Source organism: Bacillus sp. N6, assembly GCF_052805735.1.
In genome coordinates, this window is record NZ_CM127843.1 from 4,632,554 (window position 1) to 4,649,493 (window position 16,940).

At 36.2% G+C, this 16,940-nt stretch carries 18 protein-coding genes, 1 pseudogene and 1 riboswitch; of the genes and pseudogenes, 9 read left to right on the plus strand and 10 right to left on the minus strand.

Annotated elements, in window-relative coordinates; translation table 11 throughout:
* The first annotated feature begins 66 nt into the window (after window positions 1–66).
* The gene (locus ACUXVC_RS23895) at window positions 67–1,368 is read left to right on the plus strand and encodes a PepSY-associated TM helix domain-containing protein (RefSeq protein ID WP_144465141.1); all 1,302 of its coding nucleotides are present in this window, start codon (window positions 67–69) and stop codon (window positions 1,366–1,368) included.
* 36 nt (window positions 1,369–1,404) lie between these two features.
* Here ACUXVC_RS23895 and ACUXVC_RS23900 read toward each other — a convergent pair.
* From ACUXVC_RS23900 to ACUXVC_RS23910, 3 genes and pseudogenes are all read right to left on the minus strand, one after another.
* A pseudogene (locus ACUXVC_RS23900) lies at window positions 1,405–1,618 on the minus strand (hypothetical protein).
* 60 nt (window positions 1,619–1,678) lie between these two features.
* Window positions 1,679–2,743, minus strand: a complete 1,065-nt coding sequence (locus ACUXVC_RS23905; protein WP_142947172.1) for a tetraprenyl-beta-curcumene synthase family protein — start codon at window positions 2,741–2,743, stop codon at window positions 1,679–1,681.
* A gap of 40 nt (window positions 2,744–2,783) precedes the next feature.
* Entirely contained in the window at window positions 2,784–3,587 is an 804-nt protein-coding gene (locus ACUXVC_RS23910; RefSeq protein ID WP_000267421.1) for an alpha/beta hydrolase, read from the minus strand.
* Window positions 3,588–3,661: 74 nt separating this feature from the next.
* Here ACUXVC_RS23910 and ACUXVC_RS23915 point away from each other — a divergent pair, with 74 nt between their 5' ends.
* The 3 genes from ACUXVC_RS23915 to ACUXVC_RS23925 all read left to right on the plus strand — a co-directional run bounded on the left by ACUXVC_RS23915 (window position 3,662) and on the right by ACUXVC_RS23925 (window position 6,007).
* Window positions 3,662–4,174, plus strand: a complete 513-nt coding sequence (locus ACUXVC_RS23915) for a gamma carbonic anhydrase (protein WP_000640208.1) — start codon at window positions 3,662–3,664, stop codon at window positions 4,172–4,174.
* 144 nt (window positions 4,175–4,318) lie between these two features.
* Window positions 4,319–4,852, plus strand: coding sequence for a phosphatase PAP2 family protein (locus ACUXVC_RS23920; protein ID WP_000868578.1), 534 nt, complete (start codon window positions 4,319–4,321; stop codon window positions 4,850–4,852).
* A 12-nt stretch (window positions 4,853–4,864) separates the two neighbouring features.
* Window positions 4,865–6,007 (plus strand): glycosyltransferase family 4 protein, encoded by a 1,143-nt coding sequence (locus tag ACUXVC_RS23925; RefSeq protein WP_098975971.1) that lies wholly within the window; start codon window positions 4,865–4,867, stop codon window positions 6,005–6,007.
* A gap of 278 nt (window positions 6,008–6,285) precedes the next feature.
* Here ACUXVC_RS23925 and ACUXVC_RS23930 read toward each other — a convergent pair whose 3' ends face one another.
* The gene (locus ACUXVC_RS23930) at window positions 6,286–6,888 is read right to left on the minus strand and encodes a molybdenum cofactor guanylyltransferase (RefSeq protein ID WP_144465142.1); all 603 of its coding nucleotides are present in this window, start codon (window positions 6,886–6,888) and stop codon (window positions 6,286–6,288) included.
* A complete protein-coding gene (locus ACUXVC_RS23935; RefSeq protein ID WP_000117130.1) occupies window positions 6,885–7,394 on the minus strand; it encodes a MogA/MoaB family molybdenum cofactor biosynthesis protein in 510 nt (169 codons plus the stop codon). Before ACUXVC_RS23935 ends, ACUXVC_RS23930 begins: the two co-directional genes overlap by 4 nt.
* A gap of 236 nt (window positions 7,395–7,630) precedes the next feature.
* Between ACUXVC_RS23935 and ACUXVC_RS23940 the strand changes: the two genes are divergently transcribed.
* Window positions 7,631–7,810, plus strand: a complete 180-nt coding sequence (locus ACUXVC_RS23940) for a hypothetical protein (protein ID WP_000424799.1) — start codon at window positions 7,631–7,633, stop codon at window positions 7,808–7,810.
* A gap of 6 nt (window positions 7,811–7,816) precedes the next feature.
* The gene (locus tag ACUXVC_RS23945; protein WP_095690112.1) at window positions 7,817–7,996 is read left to right on the plus strand and encodes a hypothetical protein; all 180 of its coding nucleotides are present in this window, start codon (window positions 7,817–7,819) and stop codon (window positions 7,994–7,996) included.
* Between the two features lie 41 nt (window positions 7,997–8,037).
* Here ACUXVC_RS23945 and metK read toward each other — a convergent pair whose 3' ends face one another.
* A complete protein-coding gene (gene metK / locus ACUXVC_RS23950) occupies window positions 8,038–9,237 on the minus strand; it encodes a methionine adenosyltransferase (RefSeq protein ID WP_000163117.1) in 1,200 nt (399 codons plus the stop codon).
* Between the two features lie 169 nt (window positions 9,238–9,406).
* Window positions 9,407–9,528: riboswitch (SAM riboswitch) on the minus strand.
* 228 nt (window positions 9,529–9,756) lie between these two features.
* Between metK and pckA the strand changes: the two genes are divergently transcribed.
* Window positions 9,757–11,343, plus strand: coding sequence for a phosphoenolpyruvate carboxykinase (ATP) (pckA, locus tag ACUXVC_RS23955; RefSeq protein ID WP_446025854.1), 1,587 nt, complete (start codon window positions 9,757–9,759; stop codon window positions 11,341–11,343).
* Between the two features lie 410 nt (window positions 11,344–11,753).
* On the opposite strand, the gene ACUXVC_RS23960 is transcribed toward pckA, so the two are convergent.
* On the minus strand, window positions 11,754–12,137 hold the full coding sequence (locus tag ACUXVC_RS23960) for an ATP synthase subunit I (protein ID WP_000624926.1): 384 nt from the start codon (window positions 12,135–12,137) through the stop codon (window positions 11,754–11,756).
* A 279-nt stretch (window positions 12,138–12,416) separates the two neighbouring features.
* Between ACUXVC_RS23960 and ACUXVC_RS23965 the strand changes: the two genes are divergently transcribed.
* Window positions 12,417–12,638, plus strand: coding sequence for a hypothetical protein (locus ACUXVC_RS23965; protein ID WP_000639042.1), 222 nt, complete (start codon window positions 12,417–12,419; stop codon window positions 12,636–12,638).
* 28 nt (window positions 12,639–12,666) lie between these two features.
* Here ACUXVC_RS23965 and ACUXVC_RS23970 read toward each other — a convergent pair whose 3' ends face one another.
* Window positions 12,667–13,572 (minus strand): DMT family transporter, encoded by a 906-nt coding sequence (locus ACUXVC_RS23970; RefSeq protein ID WP_001255404.1) that lies wholly within the window; start codon window positions 13,570–13,572, stop codon window positions 12,667–12,669.
* A 240-nt stretch (window positions 13,573–13,812) separates the two neighbouring features.
* Window positions 13,813–14,136 (minus strand): iron-sulfur cluster biosynthesis family protein, encoded by a 324-nt coding sequence (locus ACUXVC_RS23975; RefSeq protein ID WP_000289570.1) that lies wholly within the window; start codon window positions 14,134–14,136, stop codon window positions 13,813–13,815.
* Window positions 14,137–14,510: 374 nt separating this feature from the next.
* Here ACUXVC_RS23975 and ACUXVC_RS23980 point away from each other — a divergent pair, with 374 nt between their 5' ends.
* Window positions 14,511–15,431 (plus strand): Nif3-like dinuclear metal center hexameric protein, encoded by a 921-nt coding sequence (locus ACUXVC_RS23980; protein WP_095690110.1) that lies wholly within the window; start codon window positions 14,511–14,513, stop codon window positions 15,429–15,431.
* Between the two features lie 383 nt (window positions 15,432–15,814).
* Here the strand turns inward: ACUXVC_RS23980 and ACUXVC_RS23985 are convergent, their stop codons facing one another.
* Window positions 15,815–16,831 (minus strand): DUF916 and DUF3324 domain-containing protein, encoded by a 1,017-nt coding sequence (locus ACUXVC_RS23985; RefSeq protein ID WP_446025855.1) that lies wholly within the window; start codon window positions 16,829–16,831, stop codon window positions 15,815–15,817.
* Window positions 16,832–16,940: the final 109 nt, after the last annotated feature.

Genomic DNA, 16,940 nt, shown 5'->3' on the forward strand with positions numbered 1-16,940 from the left:
CACACTTAATCTCGCTATATTAAATAAGTAGTTATTCATATAGGGAAGGTTAGGGGAACTGAAAGTATGAAAGTAAATCGTTCGCTTCATTACATTTTTTGGCGTTGGCATTTTTATGCTGGGCTTTTTATTACGCCGCTTCTTATTACGTTGTCACTGAGCGGAATTGGGTATTTATTTCGGGAGGAAGTTGAAGATTTCATCTATAAAGATTTATATTTTGGGAAGAGTGCTCAAACAGAATCTATTTCGATGTCTGATTCTATTTCCTTAACAGAGAAAAAATATCCACATTATAGCGTGGCGAAAATTAGTGAGTTTAATGGGGATTATAATACGAGACTTACAATTGCAAATGAGTATACTGGGCAACAAAAATATGTGTATTTAGATAGTAATAATCAAATTGTTGGGGATCAAAACGCAAGTGAAACGTTTGCCAATATAATGAGAGAATTACATAGTTCTCTTTTAGTTGGTGGCACTGTCGTCAACTATACTGTAGAACTTGCAGCATGCTGGACAATCTTTTTAATCGTAACCGGATTGTACATGAGTATACGCCAATTCAAAAACACACCCTCATCCAATAAGCGAGAAAAAGCAAAAAGACGTCATTCTATTATCGGTATTATATTTACAATTCCTCTCTTTCTGCTAATCGCATCTGGATTGCCATGGTCAGGATTTATGGGGAACCAAATTTATAAAATTGCATCTTCTAATGAATCACTCGGATATCCAAAATTGTACATGGCACCGCCTGAATCAAAGGTAAAAGAATTGCCGTGGGCAACAAGAAAAGAAGCTCCTCCTGAATCGAATTCAAATGAACCGAAAGCAATTTCTGTCGATGAATTACAAAAAGGAATTGAAATAAAGAAGCCATATGTTATTTCACTACCAGCTGATCCGAAAGGTGTATTCACTGTTTCAAAATCGAGCGGTTCTGGTATTACAGGGATGCATGTTGCACCAAGTGAAGAGATAACAGCTTACTTTGATCAATATAGCGGGGAACTCATTTCAAAAACGGACTACCGTGATTATGGATTACTTGCACAATGGTTCACTTACGGTATCCCGCTTCATGAAGGACATTTATTCGGATGGCCAAATAAAATATTATGCTTACTAACGACATTATCTCTATTACTTCTTATTTATTACGGAGTAAAAATGTGGTTAGCAAGAAAGCCAAAAGGAAAATTAGCAGCACCTCCAAAGCAAAGAGATAAGAAAAGTATATTCGTTTTCTTTATCATGATGGTTATATTAGGCGCTGTCATGCCTTTATTCGGACTATCTGTTTTAGTTATTTTTGCAATTGAACTTCTTATATATGTATTTTCAAAAATACGATCATAATAAAAAGCATTTGTACTCTCGTGTACAAATGCTTTTTTATTTACTATTTTCTTTTTTTTCTACCACTTATTAAAAAGACAATATCTACTATAATAATTGCGCCAATTATTACTTGTGGCACGTAATCCATCACAGTAGGACCACTTGGTCTATTCATCATCATATACATTCCAGTTACAAATGAAATGGAAAGTAGCACAAGTAATGTTACTTCAATATTGTCATATAGCTTTTGAAACAATGGCTTCATTTCCACCACCTTTACCATATTATAACAAAGAAAACCACTCTACATGAGTGGTTTTCTTCATCACTGCGCCATTTTCTTTCGGTACATCTTCCCGTTCCAATAGAAGAATCGTGAAGTGAGGCCTCCGTACTTTACAATGCGCCGTGCCATTTTGTGCATATTCTTTTGTGCTGATACTTTTTGATCTGATAAATAAATACCAAGTAACCCTCGGCTTATAAGGCGATGAAACTTCGCATGAGGCAAATCACCAATGCTCTTCTCTGCTTCTTCTACAAAGTGTTTCATACGATCTAATATAGCTTGCTCGTTTTCATAATAACTACAGAAATTCAAATCCCCGCCTATGCGGTCTTCTTCTTGATCGATGAAATAATCAAGTAAGATATGAAGTCCTTGTACGTAAGGAAAGTATCCTTGTCTAATTTTCGCAATATCTTCATCATATAATTCATCATGAAATGCATATGCTACAAGGCAGAAGATTCCAAGTGTAGAACCGGCACATGCTGAAAATTCAAACCAGCTCATCTCAGGTAAGTTTTCTTTATGTGCTTCAAACCAATTTTTCAGGCGCGGTTCTCTTTCTTCTAACTTCACGTGTTTATGAATTTGTAAATCACAATAATAACAAGCAAGTTCATGAAGAACAGGAGCAATTTTGTCATAGTGCTTCGTTTTCTTTAAAACATCTTGGCACGTTTCAACAAGTTCATCTAAATAACCACCATCATCTTGATCATCACGGTAACGATAATAATTACCGCCACCTTCCACTTCAGGTGATAGTGCCATTAACATTGATTCATGTAGCGCGGCAAAATCATTCGGATCAAGTGATGTACTGCGATCACATAAATTATCTAAATAGTCACTGATTGTTTGATACGCTACGATAAAACGAATACATTCCTCTCGGTGTTCATTTGCTAGCAGCGATAAAATGCCACCACCCTCACAATGAAACGTTTTATGCTCAATACTTGCGATTGCCTGACTATGAAGCTCATCATTCGGAATATGGTAGGCACGCTCTTTCCACATCGCTAGCTCATGGTGTACAACCGGAAACACATCACGGTATACTTTCGCCATGAGCGTTATGGGATTACTCGGTACGTTCACTTCTTCCTTCATCTCCTCTATTAAATGTACAAATAATGATTTATTTGTTTGTTTTTACTATATTATTGACATGCATTTCAGTAAATGACTGAATATAACTCAAAATTTCATCACGCTCATACTCATTTAATAACTCGTGATAACAATTCGGCCATTCTTTAAAAGCCTTATCACTTATTTTAACATTATCAAACCAAGTACGGACACGTGTTTTATCTACAAGTTTATCCTCACAAGCTTGCATTAGCAAGAGCGGAACATCTGGAAAATCATCTATTTTTTTATGAGCAATTTCGATAGACTTAATCAATTCACTATACCAACGTACTGATACTTTGCGCAAGAACAAAGAATCATTCTCCATTGCATCTCTCACTTCATGGTTACGTGTTGACATTTCCACCGTAAGATTCGTTGCAAATTGCAATTTTGGAGCCACAACATTTAATATTTTTGAAGCAAATTGAAGCGGAGCAGAGGGTCCAGTCACTACCCCTAAACAAGGCGAACTCAAAATAATACCCTCGACATCTTCTCTCTTCGTTTCTTGCATCATACGAATGACAATAAGACCACCCATACTATGACCAAATAGAAAAATAGGTAATCTATACTTTCTTGCTTCTTTCACCCATAATTTAACTTCCTCTATGTATTCATCAAATGAATCAATATGTCCTCTATTTCTTGAAGTCGTTCCATGTGACGGAAGGTCCCCCATCACGACGTGGTAGCCGATATGATTCCACATTTCCGCAACGGCTTCGTAACGTCCGTGATATTCCATTGCGCCGTGCACAATAACAATGACAGCTTTCGCTTCCTCTGCTTCATAATTCCACATACGGACCTCCTCCATTTCACTCTTTCTCATAATTTGATACACTAAAACTAGTCTCTAGGAAAGGAAGACTTTACATGATATATCCTTACAAAGAAAAAAATCCGAAAATTGCGAGTAGTGCTTTTATCGCTGACTATGTTACGATTACAGGCGATGTTTCCGTTGGAGAGGAATCAAGTATTTGGTTTAATACGGTCATCCGTGGTGATGTGTCACCAACAATCATTGGAGACCGAGTAAATGTACAAGACCAATGTACCCTCCACCAAAGCCCTCAGTATCCTCTTATTTTAGAAGATGATGTTACAGTTGGACATCAAGTTATTTTACATAGCTGTCATATTAAAAAGGATGCTTTAATTGGAATGGGATCCATTATATTAGATGGTGCTGAAATTGGCGAAGGAGCTTTTATCGGCGCTGGAAGCCTCGTTTCACAAGGAAAGAAAATTCCACCAAACACGTTAGCTTTCGGTCGCCCCGCGAAAGTCATTCGTGAATTAACAGAAGAAGACCGTAAAGATATGGAGCGTATTCGTACGCAGTATGTTGAAAAAGGTCAATATTATAAATCACTACAAAAATGATTTTACTGCTGCCATAATACTGGCAGCTTTTTTTATATAAAAACTAACTTTTTCTTTACAAAACATTATTACTCCCTCAACAAAATCTTATTAAAATAAAAGCTAATATCTCCATATATATGTAAACGAGGGAGGAGAATTTTCATGAAGGTCAGTGGATTATATAAAATAGAATGTTACATTTTTAAAGGAATTAATCGCTACTTTGATCAAAAAACGTTAAATATCTTTTTCAGCAATATTACCCATATCGGTGGTGCTACTTTCTCCATTGCACTTACACTTTTCTTTTTAATTTTTGCAAAAGGGACTTTACACCAAGCGGCAATCGCTGCTGCTATTTCTTTAGCAATTAGCCATATTCCTGTACAAATATTAAAAAGGTGGTATCCACGAAAACGTCCGTATTTAACAATTCAGGATGCGAAATATCCAGTCCATCCATTAAAAGACCACTCTTTCCCGTCTGGTCATACAACAGCCGTTTTCTCTGTCTTCATTCCATTTATTTGCTATAATCCAAGCTTACTTGCTTTCCTATTACCGTTAGCATTATGCGTCGGTATTTCTCGTATTTATTTAGGGCTTCACTATCCGTCAGATGTATTCGTGGGCATGTGCCTTGGCACTTGCTCTGGCATCATCTCTTTTTATCAATTCATCCCACTTTTCACATAAAGGAGTGATATGATGAGAGTCGCCATTTTTACCGATACTTTTACGCCACAAGTTAACGGGGTTGCGAAAACGTTAGAACGATTAACAAGTTACTTTCAAAAAGAACAGATCGCCTATTCTGTTTTCGCCCCCCAACATACAGCTGAAGATAATTTCGTGGCTAATGTGAACAAGATGAGAAGTATCCCGTTAACAATATTATATCCAGAATGTCGCTTTTCTTTTCCTACTCCGCGTATTAAACGGGAACTTCATTCCTTTAAACCTGACATTATTCACATTGCCACACCTTTCAACATGGGACTTTGTGGACTGTATTACGCCAAAAAATTAAACATCCCAGTTGTCGGTTCTTATCATACTGATTTCGATGCGTATTTACGCTATTACAAAATTGAATTTCTCTCCAATATGCTTTGGAACTATTTAAAATGGTTTCATAGTCATATGCAAAAAAATTTCGTTCCCTCCCCTGAAACATTACATCAATTAAAAAATAAAGGCTTTCAGGCCCTCTCCATTTGGGGACGTGGTGTAGATTGCACACTCTTTCATCCAGCTTACAATACAGACCTATTCCGAAAAAAATATAATATTACAGCGAAGTATGTTCTTTCCTATGTAGGACGAATTGCTCCTGAAAAAGATATTGATACGTTGCAAAACCTTATCGTTAAAACATCGCATACTCGAAACGACATTCATTGGCTCATCGCAGGAGACGGCCCTCTAGCAACAAATTTGCGTGAAGCTGTTCCGCAAACAAATGTCACTTTTACTGGCTATTTACAAAGTGCAGATTTAGCTGAAGCATATGCTTGTTCTAACATAATGGTATTTCCATCAGCTACTGAAACATTCGGAAATGTCGTACTTGAATCACTCGCATGTGGCACACCTGTTATTGGTGCAAATAGTGGCGGGGTTAAAAATATTATTACAGATGGAAAAACGGGAATTCTTTGTCCCCCTAAAAATGTGGATGCATTTCTATCATCCATTTATTCTTTATTGCAAAATGAAGAAAAACTTGAGCAAATGGGAATAGCAGCTTCATCTTTTGCGAAATCAAAAAGCTGGGATGAGATCTTTCGCGGCTTACTTAACCAGTATGAAGAAGTCCTTCAGCATACCGCATCAGAGTTACTTGCTTGAACAGAAAAACTCCCTTCAAAAACGAAGGGAGTTTATTACACACTTGTAAATTTTAGTTGAATGAATGATACATAAGGTGAAATATCATTTATTTCCATATTCATTATATCAAAAATAAACATAACTAAACAGACTTGTAATAAAAACCCATAAAAATTAATATATGGTTATACAGTATTTTAACTGTATAATGATTTTAAGAATTCCCCTTAAAATCAACTTACTCACATACCTTTATACAGCAATTGTTCCCCAATTCTGTATATCAAAAAAACCTTTCATTCATTTGAAAGGTCTTTTTGAGCCTGCCCATATTCTTCTTTCGTATTTACATTTATAAACCAATCCGAATTCGCTTGTACATCTTCTCCAGAAACATACTTCACATTACATTGTGATAAAAGCTGCCCCATACTTCTTTTTTCTTCCTGAAGTAAAGCATAAATCTTTTCTTTCACGCGGTTATGATACGCCGCAAGTAGCGGTTGTTTTCTTCCATTAATAATAGGTACAACCGCATCATATTCATTGTTCGTTTGCTCCAGTAAAATGGTAAACCATTCATGCGAAACATTTGGCGCATCGCAAGGCATAATAGCATACCAATCTGCTTCTATGTATTCCATACCTGATACAATGCCGGCAAGCGGTCCATTTCCTTTATAGTGCGGAATGTCTTCTATAACAGGTACTTGTACGAATTGCTCTACTCGCTCTTTTATATCAGAATGACTGATGACTACAACTTCTTGGAGCACACTCGTCATCTCTTTCAAAATATGCTCAATAAAAGTACTATCTTGCCAGCTCGCTAACGCTTTTGGCTCACCGAATCTACTCGACATACCGCCCGCTAATACAATTCCAACCCACTTACTCATTGGCGATGCAGCTCAAATGTAATATGGCCTAATTCCGGTAAAATTAATTTATTCATCGCAAGACGAACCGCTCCGCTCGACCCTGGCATCGAGAAAACTACTTTGCGTCCAATTGTACCGCCAATCGCTCTACTTAACATTGCGCTGCTTCCGATATCTTCTAAATAACTAATCATGCGGAACAGCTCACCAAACCCGACAATCTCTTTATCTAATAGAGCTGACACTGCTTCAATTGTTACATCACGCTTCGTAATACCAGTACCGCCATTTGTTAATACAACATCTACATCTTCCTTATGATAACCAGCTAACACAGCTTGCTGAATACTTTCTTTATCATCTTTTACAATTTCATAAGAGGTTACTGTATGGCCCGCTTCTTTTAACAATTCATGTAATAGTTGTCCGCTCTTATCCGTTTCTTCCGTACGTGTATCGGAAATCGTAACAATCTTGCAACGCACTTCTTTTGGAGCTTGTTTTTTATGTTCAGTTACACTCATTTTTTATCTTTCCTTTCTTAAAGACTTTTCTTCATTTTATCATACATATCTTTACACAATTATGTATGAAGCCAATAATGCGCCATGATACAATATAAGTATACTAACCCACAAAAAGGAAAGTGCCCTTTCTTATACTCCTAGAATACACATCTTTAGCTACTCTTTATATTTTCTACATAATAGAATTCAATTTTAAAACTTGTACTAAAAAATAAATTGGAGGTCTACATAGTATGGAACTTTATAAAAAATTAACAACAACATTCATCCTCTTATTCATCGCTTCAATCACTGTCGGCTTTTCCTTAAAAGGTGCAATTCCATACGCTACATTAGTAAGCATTATATTCGCGACACTATTTTTACTAAGTAGTGCCTTTTGCGCAGGTAAAGTACGTCAAATGAAAGGTTGATTGCATATGTTCCAGAAGAAACCCACCCTTTGTAAATCATGTAAAAAGGAAATACAAACGTATGAAAAGGCATGGATTCATATGCCATTTCCAGCAAGTGGCATGACTAATATGAAAAAGTATATTGAGCTAGAAGGCGAAGTATATTGCAAATCATGCATTCAAATTGTAAGTAAAACGAAATAAAAAAAGCTTTGCGCTCACCGCGCAAAGCTTTTTTTCATATATTATAGACCAGCTTGCTCTTTTAAAGCTGCAGCTTTGTCTGTACGTTCCCATGAAAGATCTACATCAGTACGTCCGAAGTGGCCGTAAGCTGCTGTTTGTTTGTAAATTGGGCGACGTAAGTCTAGCATTTTAATAATACCAGCTGGGCGAAGATCGAAGTTGTTACGAACTAGTTCTACTAGTACGTCTTCAGATACTTTACCTGTGCCGAATGTATCAACTGAAATTGATACCGGTTGTGCTACACCGATTGCGTATGCAAGTTGTACTTCTGCTTTGTCAGCAAGACCAGCTGCTACGATGTTTTTCGCAACATAACGAGCTGCATATGCTGCAGAACGGTCAACTTTTGTTGCATCTTTACCAGAGAATGCACCGCCACCGTGGCGAGCGTATCCACCGTAAGTATCAACGATGATTTTACGTCCTGTTAAACCAGCATCACCTTGTGGTCCACCAATTACGAAGCGGCCAGTTGGATTAATGAAGAATTTCGTTTCTCCATCCATTAATTCTGCTGGTACTACAGCTTTAATTACGTGCTCTTTTAAGTCGCGATCGATTTCTTCCCATGTAACATCTGGGTGATGTTGTGTAGAAATTACGATAGTATCAACACGTACTGGTTTACCATTTTCATCATACTCAACTGTAACTTGCGTTTTTCCATCTGGACGTAAGTATGATAATGTATCATCTTTACGTACTTCAGTTAAACGGCGAGCTAATTTGTGAGCAAGCGAGATTGGAAGTGGCATTAACTCTTGTGTTTCATTACATGCGAAACCAAACATTAAACCTTGGTCTCCTGCACCAATTGCCTCAATCTCAGCGTCAGTCATTTGACCTTCGCGTGCTTCTAGCGCTTGGTCAACACCCATAGCGATGTCAGCAGACTGCTCATCGATAGATGTTAAAACAGCACAAGTTTCTGCATCGAATCCGTATTTTGCGCGTGTGTAACCAATGCCTTGAATTGTTTCACGAACGATTTTTGGAATATCTACGTAAGTAGAAGTCGTAATTTCCCCCGCTACCAATACTAAACCAGTTGTTACAGTTGTTTCACAAGCTACACGTGCATTTGCGTCTTTTGATAAGATCGCATCTAAAATTGAATCAGAAATTTGGTCACAAATTTTATCTGGATGTCCTTCAGTTACAGACTCAGATGTGAACAGATGACGTTTTTTTGTCATGTGGTAAACCTCCCTACAGTAATTGTATATATTGTACGGAACTCATCCTTAATTTGCCACAAACTGCGACATACATTTATTCTCCCACACAAGCATACAGAAAAACCTTTCCTACTTTACATAGAGGAAAGGTTTAATTTGCTACTTGCATACTGCTTTTTGCCCTTCGCTCTTATCGTTCGAGACCTGTAGCCTCGCACAGGTTTTAGCACCTATTCACCTGCATTTATCAATACAAGTGAGGTTGCTGGGCTTCATCGGGCCTGTCCCTCCGCCAGCTCGGGATAAGAGAGTATCCGTCCCAACCTATACTAAAGAAATGATATTCATTTGTCAATTAATATTCACATTTTCCTGAAAGTTTTTCTCAATACGCCTGAAATGAAATATTAATAGGGAAATAATGCATTCACACAAACAAAAAGAAATAAATAGTATACATTATTTATATAATTGTGTTATACTCTTGTTGGGGATTACGAGAAATATTTCATTAAATGAAAAGGATGGTATATAAATATGAGTACTGTGAATGTCCAAATTGGTTTACACGAATTATTGAACGGAAGCAATGCACAGATTCAACTAAGTGTTCCGCAATTAGTGGAAAAAGTATTAATGCGAAATGAAGGGAAATTAACTTCGACTGGTGCCGTTTCTGCTTCAACTGGAAAATATACAGGACGTTCTCCTAAAGATAAATTTATTGTGAAAGAAGCATCGGTTGCTGACAAAATTGCTTGGGGAGCTGTGAACCAACCGATTTCTGAAGAACATTTTAATAAATTATATACTAAAGTTTTAGAATACTTAAAAGAAAAAGAAGAGTTATTCGTCTTCAAAGGATTTGCAGGCGCTGACCGCAATTACCGCCTACCAATTCAAGTTATTAACGAATATGCATGGCACAATTTATTTGTACATCAATTATTCATTCGTCCAACTGAAGAAGAATTAACAACTCATGAATCAGAGTTCACAATTGTTTCTGCACCGAATTTCAAAGCTGATCCAGCTGTTGACGGTACAAACTCTGAAGCATTCATTATGGTTTCATTCGAAAAACGTATCGTACTAATTGGTGGTACAGAATACGCTGGAGAAATGAAAAAATCAATCTTCTCTATTATGAACTTCTTATTACCTGAACAAGATATCCTTTCTATGCATTGCTCTGCAAACGTAGGTGAAGAAGGCGACGTAGCACTATTCTTCGGTTTATCTGGAACAGGTAAAACAACATTATCTGCTGATCCAAACCGTAAATTAATCGGTGATGATGAGCACGGTTGGTCTGATAACGGTGTATTCAATATTGAAGGCGGTTGCTATGCAAAATGTGTAAACCTTTCTCACGAGAAAGAACCACAAATTTTCGATGCAATCAAATTTGGATCTGTTTTAGAAAACGTTATCATTAATGACCAAACGCGTATCGCCGACTACAACGATACTACTTTAACAGAAAATACTCGTGCTGCATACCCTATGCATGCGATCGACAATATCGTACTGCCAAGTGTTGCTGGACACCCAAATACAATTATTTTCTTAACTGCTGATGCATCTGGCGTATTGCCTCCAATCAGTAAGTTATCAAAAGAGCAAGCTATGTATCATTTCTTAAGTGGTTACACTAGTAAACTAGCAGGAACAGAGCGCGGCGTTACATCTCCGCAAGCTACATTCTCAACTTGCTTCGGTTCACCATTCTTACCACTTGATGCATCTCGCTACGCTGAAATGCTTGGTGAAAAAATCGAGAAACACGATGCGAAAGTATTCCTAGTAAACACTGGCTGGACTGGCGGCGAGTACGGAGTTGGTAAACGTATGAACTTAGGTTATACTCGTGCAATGATTCAAGCAGCATTAAGCGGCGAACTTGCAAAAACTGAAACAGCTAAACATGACATCTTCGGTCTTGAAGTTCCACTTCACGTACCAGGTGTACCTGACGAAGTGTTAATGCCTGAACAAACTTGGGCTGATAAAGCTGCTTACAAAGCAAAAGCAATCGAGCTTGCAAATGAATTCAAAGCTAACTTCAAAAAGTTCGAAAGCGTTTCTGAAGATATTATTAACTTAGGCGGTCCAATCGCTTAAATTAAAACTTTCTGTTGGAATAACCCTTTACTCATATGAATAAGTGTCGTGTAACCGTAAAGTTTCGCGTACTCACCGACAAAACCCAATGCGGCTTAACGGTTACACACACTTACATAAAAAAGAAGCTTACGTGAAAACGTAAGCTTCTTTCTATATCTTATATAAAGTGAAATGCTAATCTCTTCATCTGTGACCTAGATTATAAAATTACAGCTTCGAATATATACATTATATCCCTACTCGCTACATCTCTCGGGTTTCACATCGTATGGGGTTAAAAAAGGCCCTGACCGCTTCTATTCGTGGCTGGATCATCTATTCCATCTAAAAAGAAGTCTTTTATCTTTTTATCTCTTTTATCTTTTTATCTCTTTTATCTTTTTATCTCTTTTATCTTTTTATCTCTTTTAGCTCTTTGTTAGTTCTTTCTCATCTTTCATGCTATAGTATCCTAAATTCACAACGATTAAGAAATAACCACCCATAATCCCTACTGCAAATGCCCACATAACCATGTGGTGCTCAATTTCGTACATAATAATAGCACCCAAAATGGCAGCTGCAAAACGGTTAAACATACCGAGTGTCGGTGCTTTCGTCTTCTTTACAATACTATCTCCAAGCTTCTCAATTCTTCTCCCTAAAAGCCAAACGCAATACATACTTACAATAAGCCCAATTCCAGCGCCTAAAAAGTGTGCTGAAAACGGTGTTAACATCCAACCTAGTAACAAAATACCTAGTATATAATACGATTGGATTTTAAATGATCTTAGTGACATACTAATCATGCTGTACCTCTCTTCATTCGTTCTTATCTATCCGACAAAAAATTTCTTTCAAATTCATATTCTTTACATCCATTTCACTCAAATTAAAAACAACATAAACAGTATGTTTATGTTGTTTAAATGTTTTTAGAAAATAATATTATACAAGATTTCAAACATTATATTCTCATATTTTGTGACGGTTTTTCAAACTTTTTTCGTCCATTTATGAAAAAAATGATATCAATCTATGAACATACGGATATGATGTAATAAGCACACAAATAAAGGGGGCGTCTAATGATTTATTTTTTAATGGCTCTCATTCACCTCATTATCCCTGCACTTATCGGACTTTCATTGTATTGGTACACGAAAAACCATAGCATTTTTTACGCTGTCCTCGGTGTTCTTCTTCCAGGTATTATTCTTATTACACTCTTCCGTATTCCATTTTTAAACTTAATCCCACTTATTACTGCTATCTTATTTCTCATCTTCTTACCAAAAATAAAAAAATAGGAAAGCAGATCATAGGTGATCTGTTTTCCTATTTTGATATAGGTTCCCCTGCAATAGAATGAACTTTTACTTTCTCCGATTTCACAAACCATAGACCGACAAAAATGATAATTCCACCGATGATCTGTTGAAACGATACATATTCATTTGCCCAGACAGCTGCAAATAAAACAGCTACAAGCGGCGTTATATACATATATACCATCGTATGTGACGCCCCAATTTTTTGAACACCAACATACCACATTACTAGACCAAATACTGTTACAAAGAAAATAGAATATAGTAAAGCGAATAGTGTCATTCCGTGAGTAATGTGAAATGGCATGACAAACACATGCGGACCACTTAACAATAATAGCGGAATCGCACCCACTAATGCAGACCATGCTGTAACACGTAATGCTGAATATTTTTTAATTAATGGTCCTGCTAAAACAGGATAAAGCCCCCAGCATATTGATGTAATAAGTCCAATTCCATTGCCATAAAAAGAACTAGTAAGTGAATGTCCTGCTACTAAAACTAATGCTGCACCAACAAAAGCAATCATAGAACCGATTAACTTTCGAGAAGAAAAATTTTCTTGTTTCAGAAAAATCGCAAATACAGTTGTAAAAATAGGTGAAATAGAAATGAGTAAAGAGGCATTTGTAGCGGATGTATATTTGACAGTTTCCATAAATAACGTTTGATACAGTACAATACCTACAACGCTAACGATGATTAGTCTAGGTATATCCTTTCGCTCCATATAAACCGACTTTTCAATAAAAAAGGTAAGAAGTAACAGGAGCGGTGCCGCCGCCATCATACGAAGTGCAGTAAATTCAATTGCTGTAAATTCTAAAAATCCATACTTTGCAATCGTATAGTTAATCCCCCAAATAATAACAACACTTAAAATTAATAACTCAATTCCCCATCTTCTCATGCGTATCCCCTCCGCAAATAAGATTATACAGAAAATTCAATCACATGTACATTTCATTATGTGAAAAAACCTTTTTACTATTGGGACGTTTTGGTAAATGAAATTATATCGGCGATTCCACAAATATATCAGCGCAACTCCATTTATATCAGCGATTTTTTCAATATATCGACAATAATAGCGACTTATAAAATAAAAAAATGTGAGTCCAAAATACATTTTGGACTCACATTTCCTTTACTATACTCGAACGTGTAATTTCATATTTGGATTATAAAACTGGCTTGGGCTCTTCAACTGAAAAGTTCCTCCACCTTCATGCCAATCAACCGTTAACTTATCGTCCATAAATACAAGCTTTGTACGATCAGCGATAAAATTCATTGTGCTTGATTCAATATCCACATCGCGCTCATCTTTCTCTGCTACAGCTACTAAATCGATGATTCCGCTCATAACACAACCGCAACCCTCATTATCGTAAAATAACTTTATATATTTCGCTTCACTTGGAATCGTATCCATAATCTTTTTATATGCTGCTTCTGTTACAGTAACGTACATATGTTAATCTTCATCCTCTCTTCTCTTATCATTCATATATTGTATCACCATTTTTCTTAAAAGTTATATACAGAAAATTAAGACTAATATACAATGTATGTGATAAAGTTTCAGCAATCGAGCTTTTATGAGTAGTTCATGCAGGAGAAAGGATGTTTACTATCTGTGTTCAAACTACAACGCTATCCTATGTTATTAGGTCTATTTAGTATTTTCTTCATTTCTAGCGGAATGCTATTACAGCATGTACTTCCCTATTCTCCTTCTATTAGCTGGATTCTAGGTTTTATTTGTTTCCTATCCGCTTCTTATTTTGCTACGAAGAATATAAACAACTCATAAAGCAAGAATCATCTTAAGGAGGATTTTTAAACATGCCAGCCTTAAAAAAAATAGAGCAATCACTCGATCACTTATTTCAAATTGAAAAATACGGAAAAGATAGCGCCTTTAGTCGATTTATCCCAGCCGTATATGATCCTATCAAATTTCCTTGGCAACAATTTTTCGAAGCAAATTTTGTAGATTTATTTAACGGCCTTATGATGCACGGATCTGAAAATGTAAACAAAGTATTTTTAGCTGTATTCCCTACAGATGACGTTCTTGAAACATTCATTTCACAATCCACACCCGGTGATTTACTCTTTATGCACCATCCCCTTGTAATGGAGTGCGGTGATCCAATTGGAAGATCAGGCCGCGGTTTCATACCAATTCCTGAAAAATATTTGCAAGGAATAAAAGAAAAACAACTTTCTATATATACATGTCACGTACCAATGGATTTTCATCAAACACATGGAACGAGTATTTCAATTGCAAAAGCATTAAACGCTACTGTAGTGGACGACTTTGCATATGGAGGTCCAGAACAAGAACCAATTGGCCTTATTTGTGAAATAGATGAAACATCAACAGAAGCACTCCAAAAACATCTAAAACAACTCTTCCAGATTCCTTACACAGACTTCGAAGGTAAACGACATGATTCCATCAAAAAAATCGCAATTATCGCTGGATGTGGCGATGTTGTATCTTTAATGAAGGAAGCAGAAGAAAAAGGTGCTGAAGCATATATTACAGGAGAAATCCATTGCCATATCGACAATGATTACGGCCGACATAAATACTCTCTCATTATGGATTATGTAAAAGAAACGAATATGTCTCTAATTGGGGTATCACACTCTGCCTCTGAATATTTAGTGAAAGAGACATTGATGTATGATTGGTTTAAAGAGAATTTTGATGTGGATGTTATTTTGCTTCCGCAGGAGAAATGGTGGCTCTAACACTATCATTTTTTTAATTTATATACACAATACAACCGACCACAAAAAAATAGATAAATGAGAAAGCACATGTACCTACGTAAATGCTTTCGTTGTGCCGAAAAATGAACCTACTAGTAGCACCGACTTTACTGGTGCTACCAGTATTACAGCTGGAAACCTATTTTTGTGAGAGGATACAACCGCTCTTTATATTCATACTGCAAGTGCTGTATATTCTGTTTTTCTAATTACTAACATATAGCAATTCATTTCATAAAAAAAGACCCGAGATTCGGGTCAACAAATAGAAATATAAATGAACTACAACAAATAACAGACAAAGCCATTATATATTTTTCGTAGTAAAACATCCATTAATTTCTTTTTACACTATCAATATATTATTTTTCGTTATCGTCCTCTTTTTTAGAACGTCTACCTAAGAAGAATACAAGAACTAATAATATAATTAACAGTAGTACTCCGCCGATAATGTAATATAGTGTGTAGTCTTTTTTCGCTTCTACTGCTGTATCATTTAACTTATCAGCTGTCTTTCCTTCAATTGTAAATTTCTTCGTCCATTCCCATTTTTGATCGCCATCAGTGGCTTTCACTTCTACTCGGTACGTTCCTGGATCAAATGCTTTGTTTTCCCAGCTAATAGCGTAATCAAAGTTTGAGTTTGGCGCCATTCTTAACTTTTCTTTTTTCGCTTCAAATAAAATGTCTGTACCTTTTTCTTTATATACCTTTGCATCAACACTTAAATTTTTTAACATTGCTGGCTTTACGTTTTGTAAATTTGTAGTAACAACGTTACGCCCGTTAATTTGTGTTGGCTTTACTTCGTTTAATTTCATGTCTGGTTTTACTTCAGCATCTGTTTCTTTTAAAACAACACCAATTGCGTATGCATATTTATTTTCAATTTGCACACCTTCATCTTTTTTCTTTGCATTCTCATCTTCTTTTTCTTTAAAGTATAAACCACCTAAAATAACACCATCAAACGACTCATTTGGCATTTCTAGGTTTATATCAACTGTCACTATGCTGTTAGCTGGGACTTTCGTTTCTTTTGGCATTTTAGCAATTTTAGAAAACGGATATTTCAAAGTAGAATCCGTTTTTGGTTCTACTGTACTATAATCTGTAATACCATTGCTATTCGTAATTGCTGTATTAGCAAACGATTCTACCACAACTTCTTTATTCGTATCATTTTTCATTTGGACTTGAATTGTTTGCTTTTGTCCAGGTTGCATTTTCAAATCAAAATACGTTTGATTTTTATCAATTTGATTTTCTGGTATAACTGCTGTCACAGCGAATTTCATTTCAGCTGCATATACTGAAAAAGCGTTTACCATGAAGAATGTAATTAATAGTAAGCTAGTAAATAGTTTTTTTACCATCTCTTATGTAATCCCCTTCATATCCATTTTATAGACAAGAAAGAGACAAGGTTAAAGCCATTCCCTTATCTCTTCTCATTTTCCTCTTTTATCTTAAAATTCCTCTTAC

Excerpts from the sequence above, each read along its gene's own strand:
- ACUXVC_RS23915 (WP_000640208.1), top strand. The coding sequence starts at position 3,662 with ATGATATATCCTTACAAAGAAAAAAATCCGAAAATTGCGAGTAGTGCT.
- ACUXVC_RS23895 (WP_144465141.1), top strand. The coding sequence starts at position 67 with ATGAAAGTAAATCGTTCGCTTCATTACATTTTTTGGCGTTGGCATTTT.
- ACUXVC_RS23975 (WP_000289570.1), bottom strand. The coding sequence starts at position 14,136 with ATGTACGTTACTGTAACAGAAGCAGCATATAAAAAGATTATGGATACG.
- ACUXVC_RS23925 (WP_098975971.1), top strand. The coding sequence starts at position 4,865 with ATGAGAGTCGCCATTTTTACCGATACTTTTACGCCACAAGTTAACGGG.
- ACUXVC_RS23935 (WP_000117130.1), bottom strand. The coding sequence starts at position 7,394 with ATGAGTGTAACTGAACATAAAAAACAAGCTCCAAAAGAAGTGCGTTGC.
- metK (WP_000163117.1), bottom strand. The coding sequence starts at position 9,237 with ATGACAAAAAAACGTCATCTGTTCACATCTGAGTCTGTAACTGAAGGA.
- ACUXVC_RS23920 (WP_000868578.1), top strand. The coding sequence starts at position 4,319 with ATGAAGGTCAGTGGATTATATAAAATAGAATGTTACATTTTTAAAGGA.
- ACUXVC_RS23910 (WP_000267421.1), bottom strand. The coding sequence starts at position 3,587 with ATGTGGAATTATGAAGCAGAGGAAGCGAAAGCTGTCATTGTTATTGTG.
- ACUXVC_RS23980 (WP_095690110.1), top strand. The coding sequence starts at position 14,511 with ATGCCAGCCTTAAAAAAAATAGAGCAATCACTCGATCACTTATTTCAA.
- ACUXVC_RS23965 (WP_000639042.1), top strand. The coding sequence starts at position 12,417 with ATGATTTATTTTTTAATGGCTCTCATTCACCTCATTATCCCTGCACTT.
- ACUXVC_RS23940 (WP_000424799.1), top strand. The coding sequence starts at position 7,631 with ATGGAACTTTATAAAAAATTAACAACAACATTCATCCTCTTATTCATC.
- ACUXVC_RS23930 (WP_144465142.1), bottom strand. The coding sequence starts at position 6,888 with ATGAGTAAGTGGGTTGGAATTGTATTAGCGGGCGGTATGTCGAGTAGA.
- pckA (WP_446025854.1), top strand. The coding sequence starts at position 9,757 with ATGAGTACTGTGAATGTCCAAATTGGTTTACACGAATTATTGAACGGA.
- ACUXVC_RS23985 (WP_446025855.1), bottom strand. The coding sequence starts at position 16,831 with ATGGTAAAAAAACTATTTACTAGCTTACTATTAATTACATTCTTCATG.
- ACUXVC_RS23960 (WP_000624926.1), bottom strand. The coding sequence starts at position 12,137 with ATGATTAGTATGTCACTAAGATCATTTAAAATCCAATCGTATTATATA.
- ACUXVC_RS23970 (WP_001255404.1), bottom strand. The coding sequence starts at position 13,572 with ATGAGAAGATGGGGAATTGAGTTATTAATTTTAAGTGTTGTTATTATT.
- ACUXVC_RS23945 (WP_095690112.1), top strand. The coding sequence starts at position 7,817 with ATGTTCCAGAAGAAACCCACCCTTTGTAAATCATGTAAAAAGGAAATA.